The sequence below is a fragment of the Solitalea koreensis genome (genome assembly GCF_900182575.1).
In the GTDB taxonomy this organism is placed as follows: domain Bacteria; phylum Bacteroidota; class Bacteroidia; order Sphingobacteriales; family Sphingobacteriaceae; genus Solitalea; species Solitalea koreensis.
The window spans coordinates 335,195-356,825 of record NZ_FXSZ01000001.1; the positions used below are offsets into that span (position 1 = coordinate 335,195).

Annotated in this window: 26 protein-coding genes; 9 read left to right on the top strand and 17 right to left on the bottom strand. The window is 38.7% G+C overall.

Annotation, left to right across the window (positions count from 1 at the left end):
• Positions 1-2 precede the first annotated feature (2 nt).
• Positions 3-971, bottom strand: a complete 969-nt coding sequence (locus FN756_RS01500; RefSeq protein ID WP_142600859.1) for a glycosyltransferase family 2 protein — start codon at positions 969-971, stop codon at positions 3-5.
• Between the two features lie 168 nt (positions 972-1,139).
• On the opposite strand from FN756_RS01500, the gene FN756_RS01505 reads away from it, so the two are divergent.
• Positions 1,140-2,834 (top strand): ArnT family glycosyltransferase, encoded by a 1,695-nt coding sequence (locus FN756_RS01505; RefSeq protein ID WP_142600861.1) that lies wholly within the window; start codon positions 1,140-1,142, stop codon positions 2,832-2,834.
• A 116-nt stretch (positions 2,835-2,950) separates the two neighbouring features.
• Positions 2,951-3,871, top strand: a complete 921-nt coding sequence (gene rsgA, locus FN756_RS01510; protein WP_142600863.1) for a ribosome small subunit-dependent GTPase A — start codon at positions 2,951-2,953, stop codon at positions 3,869-3,871.
• 58 nt (positions 3,872-3,929) lie between these two features.
• Here rsgA and FN756_RS01515 read toward each other — a convergent pair whose 3' ends face one another.
• The 4 genes from FN756_RS01515 to gcvT form a co-directional block, all read right to left on the bottom strand.
• Entirely contained in the window at positions 3,930-4,256 is a 327-nt protein-coding gene (locus FN756_RS01515) for a nucleotide pyrophosphohydrolase (RefSeq protein WP_142600865.1), read from the bottom strand.
• A gap of 32 nt (positions 4,257-4,288) precedes the next feature.
• Positions 4,289-4,747 carry a D-aminoacyl-tRNA deacylase gene (gene dtd, locus FN756_RS01520; RefSeq protein WP_142600867.1) on the bottom strand — a complete coding sequence of 153 codons (459 nt, stop codon included), beginning with the start codon at positions 4,745-4,747 and terminating at the stop codon, positions 4,289-4,291.
• Between the two features lie 90 nt (positions 4,748-4,837).
• Entirely contained in the window at positions 4,838-5,542 is a 705-nt protein-coding gene (locus FN756_RS01525; RefSeq protein WP_142600869.1) for a 2-phosphosulfolactate phosphatase, read from the bottom strand.
• 93 nt (positions 5,543-5,635) lie between these two features.
• Positions 5,636-6,712, bottom strand: coding sequence for a glycine cleavage system aminomethyltransferase GcvT (gene gcvT / locus FN756_RS01530; protein ID WP_142600870.1), 1,077 nt, complete (start codon positions 6,710-6,712; stop codon positions 5,636-5,638).
• 162 nt (positions 6,713-6,874) lie between these two features.
• Here gcvT and FN756_RS01535 point away from each other — a divergent pair, with 162 nt between their 5' ends.
• Both FN756_RS01535 and FN756_RS01540 read left to right on the top strand, forming a co-directional pair.
• On the top strand, positions 6,875-7,285 hold the full coding sequence (locus FN756_RS01535) for a transcriptional regulator (RefSeq protein ID WP_142600872.1): 411 nt from the start codon (positions 6,875-6,877) through the stop codon (positions 7,283-7,285).
• Between the two features lie 5 nt (positions 7,286-7,290).
• The gene (locus FN756_RS01540) at positions 7,291-7,845 is read left to right on the top strand and encodes a dihydrofolate reductase family protein (protein WP_142600874.1); all 555 of its coding nucleotides are present in this window, start codon (positions 7,291-7,293) and stop codon (positions 7,843-7,845) included.
• Positions 7,846-7,847: 2 nt separating this feature from the next.
• Here the strand turns inward: FN756_RS01540 and FN756_RS01545 are convergent, their stop codons facing one another.
• The 6 genes from FN756_RS01545 to FN756_RS01570 form a co-directional block, all read right to left on the bottom strand.
• Positions 7,848-8,060, bottom strand: a complete 213-nt coding sequence (locus tag FN756_RS01545) for a hypothetical protein (RefSeq protein ID WP_142600875.1) — start codon at positions 8,058-8,060, stop codon at positions 7,848-7,850.
• A 32-nt stretch (positions 8,061-8,092) separates the two neighbouring features.
• Complete coding sequence (locus FN756_RS01550) at positions 8,093-8,734, bottom strand: ribonuclease HII (RefSeq protein ID WP_142600877.1); 642 nt, start codon at positions 8,732-8,734, stop codon at positions 8,093-8,095.
• A gap of 9 nt (positions 8,735-8,743) precedes the next feature.
• Positions 8,744-9,979, bottom strand: a complete 1,236-nt coding sequence (locus tag FN756_RS01555) for a PP2C family protein-serine/threonine phosphatase (protein WP_142600878.1) — start codon at positions 9,977-9,979, stop codon at positions 8,744-8,746.
• 90 nt (positions 9,980-10,069) lie between these two features.
• Positions 10,070-11,284: an ABC transporter permease gene (locus FN756_RS01560; RefSeq protein WP_142600880.1), complete on the bottom strand. Its 1,215-nt coding sequence runs from the start codon at positions 11,282-11,284 to the stop codon at positions 10,070-10,072.
• Positions 11,285-11,394: 110 nt separating this feature from the next.
• Positions 11,395-12,525 (bottom strand): glycosyltransferase, encoded by a 1,131-nt coding sequence (locus FN756_RS01565; protein WP_317131193.1) that lies wholly within the window; start codon positions 12,523-12,525, stop codon positions 11,395-11,397.
• Complete coding sequence (locus tag FN756_RS01570; protein WP_142600882.1) at positions 12,509-13,486, bottom strand: lysylphosphatidylglycerol synthase domain-containing protein; 978 nt, start codon at positions 13,484-13,486, stop codon at positions 12,509-12,511. The genes FN756_RS01565 and FN756_RS01570 overlap by 17 nt, the downstream gene beginning before the upstream one ends.
• A 174-nt stretch (positions 13,487-13,660) precedes the next feature.
• On the opposite strand from FN756_RS01570, the gene ruvC reads away from it, so the two are divergent.
• Positions 13,661-14,215, top strand: a complete 555-nt coding sequence (ruvC, locus tag FN756_RS01575) for a crossover junction endodeoxyribonuclease RuvC (protein ID WP_142600883.1) — start codon at positions 13,661-13,663, stop codon at positions 14,213-14,215.
• Positions 14,216-14,293: 78 nt separating this feature from the next.
• On the opposite strand, the gene FN756_RS01580 is transcribed toward ruvC, so the two are convergent.
• From FN756_RS01580 to rsmA, 5 genes are all read right to left on the bottom strand, one after another.
• A complete protein-coding gene (locus tag FN756_RS01580) occupies positions 14,294-14,692 on the bottom strand; it encodes an HIT family protein (protein WP_142600885.1) in 399 nt (132 codons plus the stop codon).
• A 172-nt stretch (positions 14,693-14,864) separates the two neighbouring features.
• Positions 14,865-15,338, bottom strand: a complete 474-nt coding sequence (gene greA / locus FN756_RS01585) for a transcription elongation factor GreA (protein ID WP_142600887.1) — start codon at positions 15,336-15,338, stop codon at positions 14,865-14,867.
• Positions 15,339-15,522: 184 nt separating this feature from the next.
• Positions 15,523-15,840, bottom strand: a complete 318-nt coding sequence (locus FN756_RS01590) for a hypothetical protein (RefSeq protein WP_142600888.1) — start codon at positions 15,838-15,840, stop codon at positions 15,523-15,525.
• A 42-nt stretch (positions 15,841-15,882) separates the two neighbouring features.
• The gene (locus FN756_RS01595) at positions 15,883-16,824 is read right to left on the bottom strand and encodes an NAD(P)-dependent oxidoreductase (RefSeq protein ID WP_142600890.1); all 942 of its coding nucleotides are present in this window, start codon (positions 16,822-16,824) and stop codon (positions 15,883-15,885) included.
• A gap of 118 nt (positions 16,825-16,942) precedes the next feature.
• Positions 16,943-17,713: a 16S rRNA (adenine(1518)-N(6)/adenine(1519)-N(6))-dimethyltransferase RsmA gene (rsmA, locus tag FN756_RS01600; protein WP_142600891.1), complete on the bottom strand. Its 771-nt coding sequence runs from the start codon at positions 17,711-17,713 to the stop codon at positions 16,943-16,945.
• A 133-nt stretch (positions 17,714-17,846) separates the two neighbouring features.
• Here rsmA and pdxA point away from each other — a divergent pair, with 133 nt between their 5' ends.
• The 4 genes from pdxA (at position 17,847) to FN756_RS01620 (ending at position 20,555) form a co-directional block, all read left to right on the top strand.
• Positions 17,847-18,926, top strand: coding sequence for a 4-hydroxythreonine-4-phosphate dehydrogenase PdxA (gene pdxA, locus FN756_RS01605; RefSeq protein WP_142600893.1), 1,080 nt, complete (start codon positions 17,847-17,849; stop codon positions 18,924-18,926).
• 193 nt (positions 18,927-19,119) lie between these two features.
• Positions 19,120-19,566, top strand: a complete 447-nt coding sequence (locus tag FN756_RS01610) for a BON domain-containing protein (protein ID WP_221928998.1) — start codon at positions 19,120-19,122, stop codon at positions 19,564-19,566.
• Positions 19,567-19,571: 5 nt separating this feature from the next.
• Complete coding sequence (locus FN756_RS01615) at positions 19,572-19,931, top strand: LysM peptidoglycan-binding domain-containing protein (protein WP_142600895.1); 360 nt, start codon at positions 19,572-19,574, stop codon at positions 19,929-19,931.
• Positions 19,932-20,078: 147 nt separating this feature from the next.
• Entirely contained in the window at positions 20,079-20,555 is a 477-nt protein-coding gene (locus FN756_RS01620) for a nucleoside deaminase (RefSeq protein WP_142600896.1), read from the top strand.
• 77 nt (positions 20,556-20,632) lie between these two features.
• On the opposite strand, the gene FN756_RS01625 is transcribed toward FN756_RS01620, so the two are convergent.
• Positions 20,633-21,553: a DUF3078 domain-containing protein gene (locus tag FN756_RS01625; RefSeq protein WP_142600898.1), complete on the bottom strand. Its 921-nt coding sequence runs from the start codon at positions 21,551-21,553 to the stop codon at positions 20,633-20,635.
• Positions 21,554-21,631: the final 78 nt, after the last annotated feature.

Below are 21,631 nucleotides of genomic sequence, written 5' to 3' on the forward strand. Positions count from 1 at the left end.
TTTTATCTCATTTTTTCGAAGTCTACTTCCTCTTCTATGTGAAAGCGCGGACGATTTTTTGTTTCTAAATAGATCTTACCCAGGTATTCACCGATTATGCCAAGCGCCAGTAATTGAATTCCACCTAAAAAATAAATAGGCAATGTAATAGAAGCCCAACCAGGAACGGTATATCCAAAGAATTTCTCAAACAAAACCCAAAGACTGATAACAAAGGTTACTACGAAAATTCCGAAACCTGCATAAGTAATAAGCTTAAGAGGGAAATTGGAGAAAGAGGTGATGCCATTCGTGGCCAATTGCAGCATCTTATTTAAAGGATATTTCGTTTCGCCGGCCATACGTTCTTGACGATCATAATATACCAATGATGATTTAAAGCCCATTAATGGAAATAACCCTCGAAGGAAAAGATTTACCTCCTTATATTTCTGCAGTTCTAATAACACTTTGTTAGACAACAAACGAAAATCAGCATGATCATATACTAAATCAACACCCATCTTTTTCATGATCTTATAGAACAGCCGAGCGGAACCTTTTTTCATGGCTTGATCCGTATCACGGCTACCCCGAACTCCATATACAATCTGTGAGCCTACTTTATAATCAGCAATCATTTGTTCCATCACCGAAATATCATCTTGCAAATCAGCATCCAATGATATACAACAATCAACTCTATTAACAACCCAGGTTAATCCGGCAATTAAAGCATGTTGGCTTCCAACATTATGTGAAAGTTTAATTGCTTTCAGACACTCTTGATTTGCGCTTTCAAGAATAGACCAGGTTGCATCATTACTACCGTCATCAATGAACAGCACAAAACTTTTTTGGGCAATTAACCCTCTGGAAACATAATCTGCCAAAAAATCAACCAATTTCTTGATGGCGATACCAAGCATTTCCTCTTCATTATAACAAGGAACAATTAGCGCCAAAACTGGCAGTTTTCGATTAGAATTCATCAGTATTACTTTCAGGGGATGTATGAACCTTAAAGATAGAAAGTTTTTTTGGGTCGCGTCGAAGCAAGCGGTTACAGAGAAAATTGTGGATAACATAGCGGCACTGGGTGAAAAATATATAGACCGTACTTAGGTAAATTCCTACTTTTGGCAATCAAAAAATAGCGGATGCAACAGTATATCAATAAAAGCACCTATATATTTCTTTTTACCCTTTGCGGATTCATTTATTTCCTTGGTTTACTTTTTCCACTTATTGATACCGATGCTACTAAATTCGCAGGCATTGCCTTACGGATGTTTCAACATAATGACTTTGTCAATATTTACGGTCGTTTAGAAAGCAATTTAGCCGATTATGACTACCTGGATAAACCCCATTTATTGTTTTGGCTCGCAGCAGCGTCTTATAAACTTTTTGGAATTAGTGATTGGGCATATAGGTTGCCTTCCGTATTATTTACATTTCTAGGCGCTTATTCAACCTATGGTCTGGGGAGAACCTTATATAATAAAGAGGTTGGAAAAATGGCCGCGTTGATCTTTGTAACATCACAAGCTATTATTTTGGCCAATCATGATGTTCGTATGGATGCTATTTTAACAGGTTCTGTGGCACTTGGCATTTGGCAACTGGCCGAATTTATAAAAACCGACAAACTCATTAACGTCATGATTGGAGCTGCAGGAGTAGCCTTAGGGGTATCAACCAAAGGCATGATTGCTGTATTCGTTACCGGAAGTGCTCTATTTTGCTTCACCGTATATCTACGCAAATGGACGACCTTTTATAATTGGAAATGGCTCGTTGGTGCAGCTGCTTTTCTGCTTACATTGGCACCGGTACTGTATTGCTATTATTTACAATTCGATTTACATCCCGAGAAGTTTGTTAATGGGCAACACGGTCTATTGGGTATTAAGTTCATTTTCTGGACTCAAAGCTTTGATCGATTGGCCGGTGACAGAACCTTTGTTTCTAACCCGGAGTTTTCATTCTTCTACCAAACGCTTCTTTGGGCAATCTTACCCTGGGTCTTAATTGTATATGCGTCCATTTTCGGCCGAATCAAAGCCTTTTGGGATGTTCGTTTTCGCAAATTACCCGACATGGATTTTTTGACCTTAGGCGGATTATTAATCATGTTGCCATTAATGTCCATGTCACAATTCAAGCTTCCTCATTACCTGAATGTATTGTTTCCGATGTTCGCCGTGCTTTTAGCTTCTTACCTCGACAACCTCATGAAAAGTAATAATCTAAAAGCGTTGAATATTTTGGAAAAGACGCAGTTATTCACGATTGGCATACTCATTCTACTTTCTATCATCATCAACTTCTGGTTTTTCCCGATGGATAAAATTTGGGTTGAAGTTATTGCTTTTATTTTGCTTACGATTCTGTTTTATACCATTTTCCGGGGACAAGGAATTATGTATCGGATTTTAGTACCATCTGCCGTTGCCATTTTACTAGTAAACTTCATGCTGAATGCCAACTTTTACCCTCAATTATTAAAATATCAGGCAGGAAATGAAATGGCGAGAATTGCTAAAGAAAACAACATAAGTACTGATAAAACCTATATCTACAAACAGCTTATCAATTCATTCGATTTCTATTCTAAGAAAATGGTTCCGGGATTGAGTGTGGAGCAGATTAAACACAAAAATGATGCAGGCGAAAAATTCTATGTATTTGTAGTAGGCGACGATAAAAAAGAGCTTGATAACATGAAGTTGAATTACGGAAAGATTTATACCACTCCGCAATACAGAGTATCTCGCTTGAAAATCAAATTTCTCAATCCTTCAACCCGTCCACAAACGTTGAACACCGGATATTTGATAGAAGTGAATTAAGGCGGGTTCATTCCAACTGAAAATAATTGAAACTTAAGCAATATGAACGAATCTAAAGAATCTTTATTTCTTCATTCCATCATTCAATTACTCAACAAATGAATTAAATTAGCGGCTTGAAAGGAAAAGTAATAAAATCGACAGGAAGCTGGTACAGCGTTTTAGGGGATGACGGAAATTCGTACGAATGCCGGATCAAAGGGAAATTCCGTATTAAAGGTTTGAAAACCACAAATCCGATTGCCGTTGGAGATATGGTAGATTTTGAAATGGAACCGGGTGAAGAAACTGCTATCATTAACCATCTTCATGAACGCCATAATTACATTATCCGTAAATCGGTTAACCTTTCCAAACAAACACAGATTATCGCCGCCAATATGGATCAAGCCATTTTGGTCGTTACGCTGGCTTTACCACGCACATCATTAGGTTTTATTGACCGCTTCCTGCTTACAGCCGAAGCTTATCATATCCCTGCCATCCTTCTGTTCAACAAATATGATTTGTATGAAGAAGCGGATAAAGAATATTTGAAAGCAGTTCAGGAAATCTATGAGTCGATCGGTTATCCTTGCTATGAAATTTCCGCACTTACAGGCTTCGGAATCGATAAAGTGAAGGCTTTAATTAAAGACAAAACCACTTTATTTTCCGGTCACTCAGGCGTAGGCAAATCATCTTTGATTAACGCTATCGTTCCAGAAAATCAGTTGAAAACTGCTGAAATATCACGTGCGCATCAAAAAGGCATGCATACCACTACTTTTGCTGAAATGTTTACACTTCCGGATGGTGGTTTCGTAATCGATACTCCTGGAATTCGTGAATTGGGCGTTGTGGATATTGACAAGTATGAACTTTCGGGCTATTTCCCTGAAATGAAAGAAATGGTGAACCAATGCCGTTTTAACAATTGCACGCACACTCAGGAACCGGGTTGCGCTGTAATTAAAGCTGTTGAAGAAGGCCGGATTGCGGTGAGTCGCTATGAAAGTTATTTCTCGGTATTTCACAATGTGGATACACGAGTTTAGGAAAGCCATGAGTATTTAAGTCTTACTGAGAATCATGGCGACTAAAAACCATGAAAACCTACTTCAATTTTTCATTATTCCTGTGCCTATCAGCATCACGGATACTTTTCTTCTCCAGATTTTTCTCTAAAGCTTCTGTGAGGTTCACTCCGGTTTGATTGGCCAAACAAATCAATACAAACAATACATCGGCCAGTTCATCTCCTAAGTTTTTATCCTTATCTGATTTCTTAAAAGATTGATCCCCATACGTTCTGCTAATCAATCGGGCAACTTCCCCAACTTCTTCCGTTAAGATGGCCATATTGGTTAACTCACTGAAATAACGAACACCGGTGGTCGTAATCCAGTTATCGACCAAAGCTTGAGCTTCTTCTAGAGTCATATTGTTGCAGTTCAAGTTATATTTAGTTGTTGTTAAAAGCTATCCTTATCATGCGTGTCCATAATAATCGTTACAGGACCATCATTGACCAAAGTTACCTTCATATCGGCACCAAACTCACCGGTTGCAATTTCTTTGCCCAGTTGCTGTTCTAGTGCTTTAATAAATGCCTCATAAAGTGGAATAGCTTTGTCGGGTTTGGCTGCACGGGTAAATCCGGGGCGATTCCCTTTTTTGGTAGAAGCATGTAGCGTGAACTGACTAATTAATAAAACATTGCCATTTACATCTGCCAAAGCCTTATTCATTAGTCCGTTTTCATCACTAAATACACGCATTGAAGCAATCTTTTGGGAGAGCCAAGCAATGTCATCCTGTGTATCACGATCTTCAATGCCGAGTAACACCACAAAACCAATATCAATCTGGCCATTGATTTTACCATTAATTTTCACGGAAGCCTCTGAAACACGTTGGATAACTGCGCGCATTTTTAATGATGGAATTATTGAATGAGAGAATGTTTGAATTACTTAAATTTAAGACTAAAGCTTAAAGCATTTCTTCAAGCCTTTAAACCTTTAACCTTTAACAATCATCCCGTCCTTAATCACCGGTACAGAATCAATCAGGTTTAGATTCAAACAAAATTCAATGTCCTTTTCAATTCCCAATTTTTTAAGGCGTTCGCTGTGCGATGATTTTTTCATGTATTCATGTAAATCATCTTTGGCCATGAGGTACAAATCTTCAGCTAAAACAGATGCATCACACCAGGTGTCGAAATGAAACTTCAATTGATGCACTACTGCGCCGGCAAATAAGGTATCTTCCAAATTCACCTTCCCCTTCCATCCCGAACACAACAAAAACACATTTTTATCCTGTTTAACCAGGTAATGACAAACCGCATTCAAATTAAGGAAAGAACCAATTACGATTTCATCTGCTCCTTTTGATTCATTAATGGCATGAGTCCCATTCGTAGTAGTAAGTACCAAGGTTTTCCCTTCTACTTTCTCTTTTGAATAACTAAAAGGAGAATTCCCGAAATCAAAACCATCAACTACCTCACCGTTACGTTCTGCTCCCAATAAATGACCATGATCTTTATAAGCAATACACTCTTCAACCGTAGCCACCGGGATGATGGCCTTAGCTCCATTATCGATGCCGTAAGTAATGGAAGATGTAGCGCGAAAAATATCAATAACCACAACCACACTACCTGTTAAATCATATAAGTGTAAAAGCGCAGGGGTAAAGCAGACTTCGAGTTTTTTCATTGGGATAAATATTGTCATTCCGCGGTAACGAAGAATCCCCTTCCGAAGAATATCAGGGATCCTTCGTTACCACTCAGGATGACACAAATGGAATTATTTAAAAGGATATTTCACCACTTTGGCTTTCACTTTATTATCGCGGATGCCGATGAAGATTTCGTCATTTTCTTTGGCGTGATCAAGAGCTACGTAGCCCATACCAATTGCTTTTTGCAAACTTGGCGCTTGAGTACCCGAGGTTACGCGGCCAATTTTAGCACCATTAGCATCAAAAATTTCGTAATCGTGACGCGGAATACCACGCTCCAACATTTCAAAACCAACTAATTTTTGTTTGATGCCAGCTTCTTTTTGTACTTTTAATGCAGCTGAATTGGTAAAGTCTTTAGTGAACTTGGTGATCCAGCCCAAACCAGCTTCTAATGGCGAAGTAGTATCGTCAATATCATTACCATACAGGGCAAAACCCATTTCTAAACGCAAGGTATCACGGGCTCCTAAACCAATCGGCTTAATATCAAACTCTTTACCTGCTTCAAAAACAGCTTTCCAGATTTGCTCTGCGTGTTCGTTATCAAAGTAAATTTCGAAACCACCTGCACCGGTGTAACCTGTAGCCGAAACTACAACATTATCAACACCTGCAAATGTGCCTTTCTTGAATGAGTAGTATTCCATTCCCGCTAAATCGAAATCGGTAAGTTTTTGCAAAGCTGCAGCTGCCTTCGGACCTTGAACCGCCAACAAACTGGTTTTTTCAGAGATATTGTGCATTTCAACACCATTCGTATTGCGCTCTGAAATCCAATTCCAATCTTTCTCAATGTTTGACGCATTTACCACTAACATATAGGTTTTCTCGTCGATGCGGTAAACCAATAAATCGTCAACAATACCGCCGTTTTCATTAGGCAAGCATGAATACTGAACTTTGCCATCAAATAACTTAGAAGCGTCGTTTGAAGTAACGCGTTGGATCAACTCCAATGCATTCTCACCTTTCAGGATGAACTCACCCATGTGCGATACGTCGAACACACCTACTCCGTTACGAACGGTAGCGTGCTCATCGTTAATACCAGTGTACTGAACCGGCATATTATAACCTGCAAAAGGCACCATTTTAGCACCCAAGGCAATGTGTACGTTTGTTAAAGCTGTATTTTTCATGAATTCATCATAAGGAAGCGCAAAGGTAACAATATTTGGAAGAAGGGAGAATGGATGAAGGCAGATGGAATTATATCCTCAACCATCGCTTTACACCCGACAATTCTGCTGTCTATTGTCTAAATTTATATCAACCAATCATTTTATCAAAAACTCCCATACATGGAAACACTATCATTAACCAATGACATTAAGGTAATGTACGTTACCGCAAAATCTTTTCCTGATGGCATTTTAGAGGCACGTCAAACCTTGCATAAAGTGATTCCGTTTGCTACTAATAGAAAATACTTTGGCCTATCGCGCCCTGAAGATGGGGTCGGCATAGTTTACAGAGCAGCGGCAGAAGAAATTAATCAAGGAGAAGCTGAACAAATTAATTGCAACACACTGGTGATTAAAAAAGGTAACTACCTTGGAATAACAATCAGCGACTACATGCATGACCTCTCAAGTATTGGAAGAACCTTCAAACAACTTCTGGAATCACCTGATCTGGACCCTCAAGGTTACTGTGTTGAATGGTATTTAAGCAAGAAAGATGTAAAATGTATGATAAGACTTAAAGATTAAAAAACATGAGAAAGTTAACGGTATTTAATTTTGCAACGCTGAATGGTTTCTTTAAAGGTGTACAAGAAGATATTAGCTGGCACAAACACGGTGGAGAAGAAAATGCATACGCCGCCGAAATGCTCAAAAAGGGAAACATCCTTCTTTTTGGCCGTATAACCTATGAGCTGATGGCAAGTTACTGGCCTACTCCCCATGCGATGGAAAATGATCCGGCCGTCGCAAAAGGGATGAATGATGCTGATAAAATTGTCTTCTCCCGAACACTCCAAATTGCCGATTGGGCCAACACGAGCATAATAAAAGACAATATTTTTGAAGAAGTTAAGAAAATGAAAAAGCTTCCAGGAAAAGACATGACCATTTTAGGAAGTGGAAGCATCTTAACACAGTTTGCTGAACAGCATTTGATAGACGAATATCAGATCATGATCGATCCGATTGTGATTGGCGAGGGAACGCCTCTGTTCAAAAACATTCAGCATCCAGTAGATTTAAAACTCATCAGCTCAAAAACCTTTAACAGTGGAATTGTTCTTCTTTGCTATCAGCCGATTTAACGTTATCCAAGCTTACCTTTTAGCTTCGACAGCGCATCGGCCATTGAGGTTGCCGGAACACTTTTGTCAATTTCAGCATTTATAGCCAATTCATGCTCTTTTAGCGTGGCAATAACATCTGCAACTTTCAAGTTCAAACGCTTCAAATCTTTGTAATTAATCAAGATACCTTCTTGCTCACCTTTTCCGTTGGTGATGAAACTTAGTGCTTGCATGGTTTTGAGCTAAAATAATAAAGATAAAAGAATCAAGACATGGAACCGACTGTACAATCGGTATCTTTTGAGGTTAGTTCAAACAATTCCAGTTGAGAAGGAAGCAAGGTAAACGATGTACGATGATAAGAAGTAGGGCCATGTTTACGAATTCCCTCCCGGTGTTTTTTTGTGGCATAGCCCTTATTCGTATCCCATCCGAAGTGCGGGTATTCCAAATGAATCTTATTCATAAAATCATCACGATAGGTTTTAGCCAAAATGGAAGCCGCAGCTATGGAATAAAACTTCTCATCGCCTTTTACAATGCATGCATGCGGAAGTTTTTGGTATTTTTTAAAGCGATTACCATCAATAATTAAATATTCAGGCTGAAGTTTAAGCTGATCTACAGCACGATGCATCGCTAGAAATGAAGCATTTAGAATGTTAACTTCGTCAATCTCAACGTTATCAACAGCTGCAACAGCATAAGCAAGGGCATTTTTCTCAATATATTCCCTTAGATCATATCTTATGGTTTCCGTTAGCAACTTAGAGTCGGTCAAAACAGGGTGTTCAAAATCTTTAGGTAAAATTACCGCTGCTGCAAAAACAGGACCTGCCAAGCAACCTCTTCCCGCTTCATCGCAGCCCGCCTCTAAAAATTCTTCCTGATAAAATGATTGCAGCATGGAGTCTTATTAAAACGTTTTAAACGTCAGCAAAGTTATATCATCATCATGACGATGTCTAATAAACATGCTTTGAATTTTATCGATCAGTAATGCATTGAGCACTTTAGGTCCCAGCTCATGATGTTCCAGCAAAAATTTGGCAACATCTTCTTCATTAAACACATCGGTTTCCTCCTGATCGAACTCAATCAATCCATCGGTATAATTCAGCACCACCGATCCCGAAGGGAGCTGTTCAGTGCCGACCTTTACAAAGGGTAGTTCTTCAAAAATGCCAATCATCATTGAGCCGGTTTTTAGCTCCTTTATTTCTGTACCATTATACAACACAGGAGCATTATGACCAGAATTGACGTAGCGTAACGTTCTCGTGGCTAAATTATAATATCCGAGAAATAGAGTAATGTGTTTTTCACCGTGAGTAATATCAAAAATGGCCCGGTTGATATTCTGCATCAATATATCCAATGGTTGATGTTGAAAAGCAAGCGTTCGCACACTGGCCTGGAAGTTGGCCATTAGCAATGCAGCGGCAATGCCTTTCCCCGAAACATCAGCCACACAAAACATAAACTCATCTTTTGAAAGCTCTATGTAATCATAGTAGTCACCACCAATATTACGATGCGGCATATAGGTTGCAGCCATTGAAATCCGCTCATTATCGGGCAACTTTCGTGGCAGCAGCATTTCCTGAGCTTCACTGGCCACTTCAAGATCGCGTTGCAAACGCTCTTTCTGTAAACGTTCTTCATATAAATGACGGTTTTCAGCAGCGACCATAATCACGTTAATGATTGTTTGAATAAGCTTCACATCAATTTCAACTTGCTCTGCATTCGAAACATCATATTTACCCAGCAAAACATATCCTAATATTTGATTTTTATAAGCTACCGGAATTAACAATTGAAAATCAGAAAGGATAGCGGGAGATGAAGTATCAAGCAGGGTTACGGTTTGGTAAGAGCAAACCATAAAAATCAGCTCAGCCAGTTCATCATCATCCAACACTTGCACGCCATAGCTTATGGGTTGCGTCCAGGATGCTCCTAAATGTGAAAAAATGCGAAGTTTTCCCACCCGCAGCTGATTTCTGAGAATCAGTTCGGTCATTTGGAAAAGTGTTTCCTTAGATTGATTACTATTTACGGCACGGGTGATCTCCAGCAATGAATTTAACTCCACCTGCCTTTTAATAAGCAGTTCGAGAATATCCTGTTGATCGTTTGCTTGATTCACTTCTTCTAGATTATATACAATTTTCTACCAATCAAAATACTAAAAAAACATGCGTCAATTAGCAAATAACTTGAGTAAATACGAATTTGGCTATGCATTAGCATTTTGCCGTACATTAAAGGCATCGGTTAATCCTACTGATACAAGGTTAAACGCATAAACGATCAACATAATTGCCAAACCTGGCAAAATAGCCAAATATGCAGCATCAATGATTATGTACCCGTAATGCTCCTTAATCATCGCACCCCAAGATGGGAAAGGAGGTTGCACACCAAAACCCAGAAAACTTAATCCAGCCTCAAGCAGAATAGCAGACGCGAAATTGGCAGAGGCAACAACTAAAATCGGCCCTGATATATTAGGGAGAATGTGACGCGTAATAATACGTGAACTGCTAAATCCTAAAGCGCGCCCTGCTTCAACAAATTCAACTTCCCGGATACTGATGATTTGCCCGCGGACCATACGGGCTACTTCAACCCAGGTAGAGAGGCCGATGGCTACAAACACTTGAAAAAATCCTTTTCCTAAGGCAAATGAAATAGCAATAACCAGTAACAATGACGGCAGGGACCACACCACATTAATTAACCACGAAATAAACTGATCAATTTTACCACCGTAAAAACCGGCCATAGCGCCCAAGGTGATTCCTATAATTAATGAAATAAGTACAGCCATAATTCCGACTGAAAAGGAAACTCGCGTACCTAATATCATTCGGCTCAGCATATCACGTCCGTAAAGATCAGTTCCAAACCAATATTTCTTTGCTTGAATATGATCTTTGAGTATAGTTGCCTGTAGTGATGCTATACTTAAATTATGCGGTGTGCCATATACATCAGTAAAAGAAACGTCAGTGCCGTTATATATCGGAGTATCCCTGACAGGATAAACAACCTGAGCTAATCCATATCGGTTTTCAATTGGTTCATCATCGGTTATGCCTGTGTATTCATGAACGATAATACTGTCACCTTTGAAATTATACGTAGTTATGGGCACCCAATCATAGAAATCAGGCTGACCATATAACATTTTAGTAAAAACATTGACCGTATCAACTGCTTGTTGCTTTCGAATAGCCAGAAATTGAATTTCAGTACCCGGATGTTTGGTACTCAACTGCACCATCATGCGGTTAGCTTGAGGCGTATCATCGGGCATGATGAGATAACCCAATACCGATATTAAAAGAAAAAATACAATGATTATTAATCCGGTTACCGATAATTTATCTTTTAAGAAACGCCTTTTTGTACGTTGCCATGGAGTTTCAGGCTTATGTATTGATGACATGTTTCAAATATAAAGCTCTAATTGGATATTTGCATTGAGATTTGGTTATTGAGTATTGAGATTTGCAATTGAGTCCCCCGCTCCTACACCTTCATACTTATAACTCAAACCTACCTCACCATTCTTCCTTTCCACTCGTACTGTTTCGATTGGCCAGCAAAGCCTATGTACACCAAGTAGAACAGATGGATAAAACACACAACAGGAGCCCAGGCTAATACCGACATACGGTTAAAAAAGCGAACAATAGGCAAAGCCCAGATCATATCAAGCACTAATTTAAACATGAAAACACTCCAGAAGAAATGCCTGCATTCGGGATAAAAAACAGCCACTGCACCCAAAAGCAAAACAGAAACATAAAATGCAAACACGGTTAAGCCCATAGCAACCATGGCCTTATTCTTATACTTCACACTTTTAGAAGCCCAGCGTCGGCGTTGCATGATAAACTCTTTAACTGAAGGCTTGGCATGGGTATAAACGATTGCATCGCGTTGTTTCAAGAAACTTACTCTTCCGGAATAGCTTACCATCATTTTGTGCAGTAATAACTCATCGTCGCCGGAAGCTATATTATCAATACCATTAAAGCCTTCAACTTCATAAAAAGCTTTCTTTTCATAGGCCAAATTAGCACCGTTACAGCTCCCTGCTCTTCCGTTTGAAAGGGTTGCCGCTCCTAGACTTACCAGCATCATAAACTCCAAGGTTTGCATTTCTTCAAACATTGAACACTCTTCAAAATACACTACCGGTGAGGAAATCATTTTATTACCAGTGCATTCATACTCATTTACAACACTACGAATCCAATTTTCGCCCATTCGGCAATCGCCATCGGTAGTTACAATTAAATCGCCTGAAGCTATGTGAATGGCATCGGCAATAGCTTTTTTCTTATATGAATTTAAGGCAGGATCAGCCTTTAGGCGAATGAGTTTCAAGTTGGGATAATCAATCTGTTGAATGACCTCAGCTGTTTTATCCGTTGAGTGATCGTCGATTACAATAATCTCAAGGAGCTCAGTTGGGTAGTTTTGTTTAAGGACATCACCTACACATAGTCCGATCATTTTTTCCTCGTTACGCGCCGGAATTATTACCGAAACTTTTGTAGTATGGCTATCCTTTGTTACTTGAGGGTTCTTAATCTTATTCCATCCTCTTATAATATCAACTACTATTAATAAGTATCCTAACCCAAAAAAAGAAACGAGGCCTTTAATTATTATTTCCACTAAAAAAATTAACCTTAAGAATAAAATAAACACCAATAATAGCTGGGATAATGATATTCACTATCCAAACTCCAAAAGCGGCAGCCAATACCGATACCACTTGAGAAGAAACTATCAGAAAACCAAAGAAATAAGTGGCTGCAGCTCCGCGAACGCCAAGATCCAACAATGCGAATGTAGGCAAAATCGATTGAACCATGTAAATGATGCTAATCATCATCATACATTCCGGATAACGTAATCCTGGAATAAAGAGATTGATCAACAGGTAATATTGCATGGAAAACACCGCATAACGCAGTGTACTGAACCCAAAAACAGTAAACAGTTCCTTTTTACTGAAACGTAGTAAAATCCGGAAGTTTGCTTTGAATCTATTGAGAAACCGTAACGAATGCAGTATTCCGTAAAACCACTTCACATTGAAATAAAACAACAAGATCAGTATACTGAAAGCTATTCCCGCAGCCGTAATTGCAATGAGTATTGCAACATTACTTGGTATAAATTGCCAAACAAAAAATATCAGGCCGATAGCCCCAAATACGTTGGTGACCATCATCTGGCTGAATGATCCGATGCCCATGGCCACGACACCCTTAACCCGGTTTTGAGGAGCAAGGTATAAAACCCGACCGCCAAATTCACCTACTCTGCTGGGTGTAAAAACGGCCAACGTTAAGCCGGCAAGCACCGATTCCAATGCTTTCTTCCACGAGATCAATTCTACCTTATTGGCTAAAAAATGCCATTTTAAGGTTTCCAGCACCACGTTTAAATACATCAGGTATAAGACTATAATACCGTAAGCTATATTTCTGCTCGTAAAAGGCTGATGAGCGAAGGCTTTTATTTTTTCAACGGATTCAGGATTATTTACCTTACTATAAACAAACCAAAAAGTGAGCAGTAAAACGGCAACCTTTATGGCGATTACAATAAGATTTTTAGGTTTAAGCATGTTTATGTTTTTCAAATCGCGAATTACGAGAATTAACGGTAATAACACGAATAAAATGGTTATTTGTTACGGGTTATTAGTTATTGGAGATCTGTTAATAAATGATGTACTTCGCGAAATATACTCATGGTTATTAGTTCCATCAACTGAACCATTAACCATTAACTGCTAAGCATGAAAGAAAGAATCATTTTAGGAATTGACCCGGGAACAGCCATTATGGGCTATGGAGTGGTATTGGAACGCAATAAGAAACTGGAGCTTTTAACACTAGGAGTTATTCATCTTAAAAAGTACGATAATCATGCGGCTAAATTGCGCAAGATTTTCGATCGAACCGTGATGCTGATTGAAGAATTCAAACCGGATTGCATGGCATTGGAAGATCCTTTTTATGGCAAAAATGTACAGGTAATGCTGAAGTTGGGGCGTGCCCAGGGCGTTGCAATGGCAGCAGCATTAAGTCGTGATTTGCCCATTTTTGAATATTCTCCCAAAAAAATAAAGCAATCGATCACCGGTAACGGAAATGCGGGTAAAGAACAGGTGGCTGCGATGCTCAAGCAGTTGCTCAATTTTTCTGAAACCCCGGAGTTTTTGGATGCTACTGACGGATTAGCCGTTGCTGTTTGCCACTCGTTTCAACGTGTCGGAATTGATGGAGCTGCTAAAAAATCGTATTCCGGATGGGAATCTTTTGTAAAGGATAATCCAAAAAAAATAAAATAAACTGTGATTCAGGAGGAAACAAAAAAAGGATTGACGAGCAATCCTTTTTTTCTTGTTATCAAGAAAATCCAATGAATCTTAAAAAACTTGGTTCCCTTTTATTTTTTCAGCCGTTGCAGCCAACTGCTCCTGACTTACCTGCAATTTAGGTCTGGAAAAGTTGATGTCATTCATTTGATTTAAAGGAACCAAGTGAATATGTGCATGAGGCACTTCAAGGCCAATTACGGCTACTCCAATGCGTTTACATGGAATTGCTTTTTCAATAGACTTAGCCACATGTTTGGCAAACACCATCATCCTACCTAAAATATCGTCATCTATTTCAAAAACATAGTCGATTTCCTTTTTAGGAATAACCAATGTATGGCCCTCCACCAATGGAGTAATATCGAGAAAAGCTAAAAACTCGTCGGTTTCTGCAATTTTATGTGCAGGAATTTCACCCGCAACAATTTTAGAAAAGATAGAAGCCATATTTAAGTTTAAAGTTATAAGTTTGAAATTATAAGTATTAAAGGTAAGAAAGGTATGCTACTTCTACTTATAACTTTCACTTATTAATCAATTTTAAGTAAAAGTTTGAGCTTAGTATTAGAGTTAGAAAAGCTATGCTACTTACTTATAACTTTTCACTTATTACTCTAATCTATCTACTAATTTCTAATATTTCGAACTGGATGGTTCCATTAGGAGTAGTAATATCAGCAATATCACCTGCTGATTTACCTAATAAGCCTTTTGCTATAGGCGATTGAACAGAAATTTTTCCATTTTTAAGATCAGCTTCCTTCTCAGCTACTAATTGGTAGTTCATAACTGCGCCATTTTTCACGTTCTTAATCTTCACTTTAGAAAGCACCAACACTTTTGAACTATCCAATTTCGATTCATCAATGATACGTGAATTGGCTAATACGTGTTCCAATTTAGAAATTTTCAGTTCGTGGAGACCTTGAGCTTCTTTGGCCGCATCGTATTCAGCGTTCTCTGAAAGATCGCCTTTATCGCGTGCTTCGGCAATTTGTTTAGAGATTTCAGCCCTACCTTGATTCTTCAGATAAGCCAGCTCTTTTTTCAACTTTTCTAATCCTTCCGGCGTTAAATAGGTAACTTCTGCCATATTTTTATTTTTTAATCAACCCTACATAAAAAAGAAACAAGACTACACGCGCTTACGCATAGTCTTGTTTTACAATGCTACAAAATTAAAACTATTTTATGAATAATGTGGTAAAATTCTGCCAACCACACTCATCATCTGACATTTATATTCAACAGCCGCCTCTCAGACCCAATTTCAGAACCTAATGTCGGCAATAAAGCGTGTCGATTTTCAATACCATTTTAGGGTCACAATTTGGATTCAATTTAACCACCGGCATTTTCGGTTCACAGTTTCGATCCACTTTTAACACGGGCATACTTTGGTATGGGGCCAACATTTTTTTTGATCCTAAGGGACCTGTATAAGGCTTTACCTGCACCCCTCCTAAATCATATTTCGGCAACCAAAATTGTTTACCATTTTCTAATAATAGGGTTGTATCACGCAAAACCGATGCATTTGTTGCAAAAGCACAACTTGCAATCAACAAAGCAGCAACTGTAAATATTAGCTTCATATTTTAAAATCGGCGTATGAAATACTAAGATAATAAATAGATTCATCCTGCTATACCATAATGCTGAAGTATTTTATCTGCCAGCACCATTGATATTTTCTCAAACGATTCAACGCTCCATCCTCCTACATGCGGAGTTAAAAGCACATCCTCTCTCTCCGCTAATTCATTAAACCAGCGTTTTGATTCTTCCTTTAGCGGAAATTTTTCATCCTGCAGAACATCCAAAGCTGCCGATCGCACTTTTCCCGATTTTAAAGCAGCAAGAAGTCCCTGAATGTTCACGATTTCACCTCTGGCCGTATTAATGAACCAAATGTCTTTTTTAAATCGATTAAAATAGGTTTCATCCACCATCATACGGGTTTCATCAGTCAACGGAACATGCAAGCTTATTATATCGGCCTTTTCAAAAAGCTCCTCCATGCTTACTTCTTTCACCCATTGACTCCAAAAATCACTTTTATATTTATCGTAAGCCAGTATTTTAACATCCAAGCCTTTTAGTTTACTCGCAAAACCTGAACCCATAAAACCGTATCCAACGATACCAACCGTACGGCCTGCAAGCTCAAAACCGCGGTTCCCTTCGCGATCCCAATTACCCACTCGCACCTCTTTATTGCCCTTGGAGAACTTGTTCAATATAGAAAGCAACATTCCCAAGGTATGTTCGGCGACGGCATTGCGGTTACCTTCGGGAGCGTTGAAAAGTGCTATGTTTTTTGATGCGGCAAATTTTTCATCAATATTATCCATTCCGGCGCCTGCCCTTGCTATAAACTCTAATTTAGTTGCGCGTTCCATTAACTCTCGCTCAATTCGGAATTTTGTACGCACTACAATGCCTTCATATTGATCAATACAATCCAGTACTTCGGCGTAAGTTATTTTAGGCTGATAGTCGCACACAAACCCATACGATTCTAAAACTTGCATTAGAGAAACGTGTGTTTGATCGACGATAAGTATATGTTTGGTCATAGGTAATTTAATTATTGAGTTAGAAAATAATAAAGTCACGCTGAGCGGAGTCGAAGGTTTAATAAAAAAGCGCTTCAACTCCGCTCAGACCGACCACATTTTGTTCTTCATTCCCACATTAAGCTTGTAACCTCGTCGTAATTTCTACAAAATCAGCCACTGTTAACCGTTCAGCACGAAGTTCCAACGTTTTTTCATCAATTTTATCTTTAGGCTGAAACATGCTCAATGCATTACGCAGTTGCTTTCTGCGTTGATTAAATGCAGCCTTTACTACCTGAAAAAACAGTTTTTCATTGCAGCCTAACTCCTGGCTATCTTTCCGCGTAATTCTAATCACCCCGGAATTTACTTTTGGCGGCGGATTGAAAACACCTGGCTTAACCGTAAACAGATATTCAATATTATAAAAAGCCTGCACCAGCACACTTAAAATACCATAAGCTTTGGTACCTACTTCAGCCGCAACTCGTTCACCTACTTCTTTTTGGAACATACCCACCATTTCCGGCACTAAATCACGATTTTCCAATATCTTAAAAAGTATTTGAGATGAGATATTGTAGGGAAAATTACCAATAATGGCAAACTGGCTGTTAAAGAGCGAATGAAAATCCATCGCTAAAAAATCGCCATGAATTATCCGATCCTTTATTTCAGGGTATTTTTTATGTAGGAACTCGATCGATTCTCCATCAATATCGATTAACGAAGTTTCATAATCGGTATGCTTAACCAAAAAATCGGTTAAAACACCCATACCAGGCCCCACTTCTAACACTTTTGTATATTTTCCTTCGGGACGAAGGCTAAGCACAATTTTCTGTGCTATATTCTTATCTGTAAGAAAGTGTTGTCCAAGAAATTTCTTTGCTCTGACCAAGCTCATAAGAATCTGTATGAAGAAAGTTTAATTTATAATTTAACGTAATTGCCGACAAACTGCTATTTTAGCAATGACAATTTTTATTGCAAGGTTATAACCGATAACTTTGCCAACAATTTGTCAAAAATCGCAAATAATGTCGAACGTACTCAATAAAAAAATAAAAGTAGGTATCACAATGGGCGATATCAATGGAATTGGTATCGAGGTGGCACTTAAAACCTTAATGGACAACCGCATTTTAGACCTTTGCACCCCGATAGTATATGGTTCGGTAAAGATTACTTCTTTTCATCGTAAAGTATTGGGTGTTCAGGATTTTAGCTTTAATATTATCCAAAATGCCGATCAATCTAATGCCAAACGTGCTAATTTAATTAACTGCTGGGACGAAGAGGTTAAAATAGATATGGGTCAGCAGACAGAAAACGGAGGAAAATACGCATTTAAATCACTCGAAGCTGCGACAAACGATCTTGTTAGCGGCAAATTGGATGCAATTATCACTGCCCCTATTAACAAACATAACATTCAACAACCTGGCTTTGAATTCCCTGGACATACAGAGTATCTACAAAGTAAAGCCGGAAGCAGTGATTCATTAATGTTTCTTATAAATGATGATTTACGCGTTGGTGTTGTTACAGGGCATATTCCTTTAAAAGATGTTGCATCCACCCTTAGCATTGAAAGCATTGTTAAGAAACTCAAAATTATGAATGATAGCCTGCGCAAAGATTTTTGGATTGAGAAACCACGAATTGCAGTCTTAGGCTTAAATCCTCATGCAGGCGACAACGGCATAATAGGAGATGAAGAAAACACAATTATCATCCCTGCCATTGAACAAGCTAATCGTCAAAAAGTATTTGCAGTTGGCCCTTATCCAGCTGATGGATTCTTTGGAAGCGGTGCTTACAACAAATTTGACGCAGTACTAGCCATGTATCACGATCAAGGACTTATTCCGTTTAAAACCCTTGCATTTGGAGGTGGCGTAAACTTTACAGCAGGTTTACCTTTTGTGCGTACATCGCCTGATCATGGAACAGGTTACGATATTGCTGGAAAAAACATAGCCAATGAAAGCTCTTTCCGCGAAGCGCTTTATACTGCTATTGATATTGTTCGTAAAAGAAAAGAAAAAGCTGAACTTTCAGCAAATCCGCTCCGTTCTCATAAACTAAGAGTAACGCATGAAGATTCTGAAGAATAAATAAAATAGATTTTTTTTGAACTAAACTAAGCCTTGTAAACTTCTTTACGAGGCTTTTTTATTGAACATCATCTTCATTCATTCAACACTACAAACAAATAATAATCAGTATTTTAGATACAAAAAAAATAGTCGTATGAAAACAAGATCATTAAACTTCCTCATGACGATACTTCTATTCGTCCTAACCGCTGTGACATTCACCGCCTGTAAGGAAAAAGTCAAAGACGACGATATTCAATCAGCTATTTTTATGCAGCTTAACTCTATGGGCATGGTCGGGATCCAGCCTATGGTAAAAGATGGCGAGGTAACCATAAGCGGTGAATGCAAAGACGAAGCCTCAAAAGCGAGCCTCGAAGCTGCCATTAAAAGCATAAAAGGGGTAAAATCAGTTGTCAACAATTGTACGATTGCACCACCCCCTCCTCCAGCACCTCCCATTGAAATTTCAACTGACAACAGCCTCATGGAAGGTGTTAACAATGCATTAAAAGATTATCCGACTGTACGAAGCGATGTAAAAGATGGTGTGATCACACTTACCGGAGAAATCAAACGTAGCGATTTGCCTAAATTGATGCAAACGCTCAATGCTTTGAAACCTAAAAAAGTAGACAATCAACTAACTATTAAATAACAACCATGGCTTTACAAGATAAATATAAAGAACTGATTAATGCAGCTTCAGCAGCTGGCATTGGCAATCTTCAGGTGAGAGAACAAGACGGGGTGCTATACATTGACGGACAGGCTTCTTCGTCAAAAGTAACCGATCAATTGTGGAGTATCTACAATAAAATAGATCCTGACTATCGTGGCGGAGATCTTGTATTAAACATTTCAGCACCTGAAGAAATTTATGAAGTCGTCTCAGGCGACAGTCTATCTAAAATAGGTCAGCGTTTTGGTGTAGACTGGCACAAAATATATGAAGCCAATAAAGAGCTCATAAGCAATCCTGACCTTATACAAGTTGGATGGAAGTTAAAAATCCCCAGGTAATTAACAGATTGGTTAATCGTCATTAGATGGTTATCTAAAAATCCAGGTTATTTTCATTTGAAAACACCTGGATTTTTAAATAAGAAATCGTCAGAAACTATATTCTTGTGTATTTATTCTTGTGTCAATTTTTGCACCTCAAAAAACATGAAGCAATCTCATCTACATTTTATGCAGCAAGCCATTGACCTTTCACTGGAAGGCCAGATAAAGGGTGAAGGCGGGCCCTTTGGGGCTATTGTAGTGAAAGATGGTATAGTTGTAGGTCGTGGCTATAATAGTGTATGTGCAACCAATGATCCTACTGCTCATGCGGAGGTGGTTGCGATTCGTGAAGCCTGTAAAAACTTAGGTACATTTCAATTAACGGGTTGTACAATCTATACAAGTTGCGAGCCCTGTCCAATGTGCTTAGGGGCCATTTATTGGGCCCGCCCTGATAAAGTCTATTTTGGCAATACCCGCCAGGATGCTGCCGAAATTGGATTCGATGATGCCTTCATTTACGAGGAGATTCCTGTTCCTGTTCACCAACGCAAAATCCCCATGATACCACTGGGACGTGAGCAAGCTTTAGCAGCTTTCCGAAAATGGGCAGAAAATGGCGATAAAACGCTTCATTAATTCTCACGCAAAAAACTGTTTCTACTCCGCTTAACATGTCAAAATGTACCAGTCAGCTTTTGGAACAGCACATTATTTTAAAACCTGTAACTCAATCCTGCACCAAAAACTTGACGGAATTGTAATTTGGGCCGGTAAACAGTTCCACCGGCTCCATCATCAAAAGGAAGACGGCTGTCGTCATCGTATATTAGCTGCAGGCCGAAATTGGCCGAAACGAACTTATTTACTTTCATAAAAAGATTAAAAGTGTAATCAAAATCTACATTTTGCGGCTTTTCTAAATAATTAGAATACAACTTTAGAATGTTCTCAAACTCCATGTTTTTCAACAATTCAGCCCTGTAATAGAGGTCTAGGTAAGCACCTAATTCGTACCGCAAATTTTGACCAGGATCAACACCAAAAGAACCTAGATCTGAAAGAAAATCGTCTGAAACAAAGGTAAAGCGGGATGCTAATGGAGAAAAGTTAATTCTAAAGTTATCAGAACGTTTATAGGCGAAACCGGGGCCAAAGCTAAGATAAGCAGGAGCAAAAGGTTTTGAAATCAAGATACGATCTCCCACATCAGGATAATCATACCCGGGAGCAAACTGGGTTTGAAAGTTCAGAAAAAAGGTATAGAGCCAATATTTAGCCGCCTTGTAGCCTAACAAGGAATTCAGGATAATACGATCATCTGTTTTACGCCAGTCATTGTCGGCCTGTTTGCTAATACCATAGGCCAGAATAACCTTATTATCCCATGACCATTTTTCTTTAGCATAATTAAAATCGTAATTAAATAACACATTGCCGGCTAATGCATTATTACCTCCAGCTACCCAATTTGAAAAGGAGCTTTCACTAATCAACAAACTATTAATACCGTGAATGTTCCAAATTTTGGAGGAATCTGTTTTTACCTTACTCGTATCAACCAGGACTTTTTTTTTGATTTGTGCCTTTGCTAGCTGAGCGCAAAGCAACAATAGGCAAATTAGAAGTTTTTTCATAGGTCTGACTATTAACTGATTGGCTATCTTTAATTTAAGAAATATTTACCAATCAATTAATAATCAGCATGATACAAA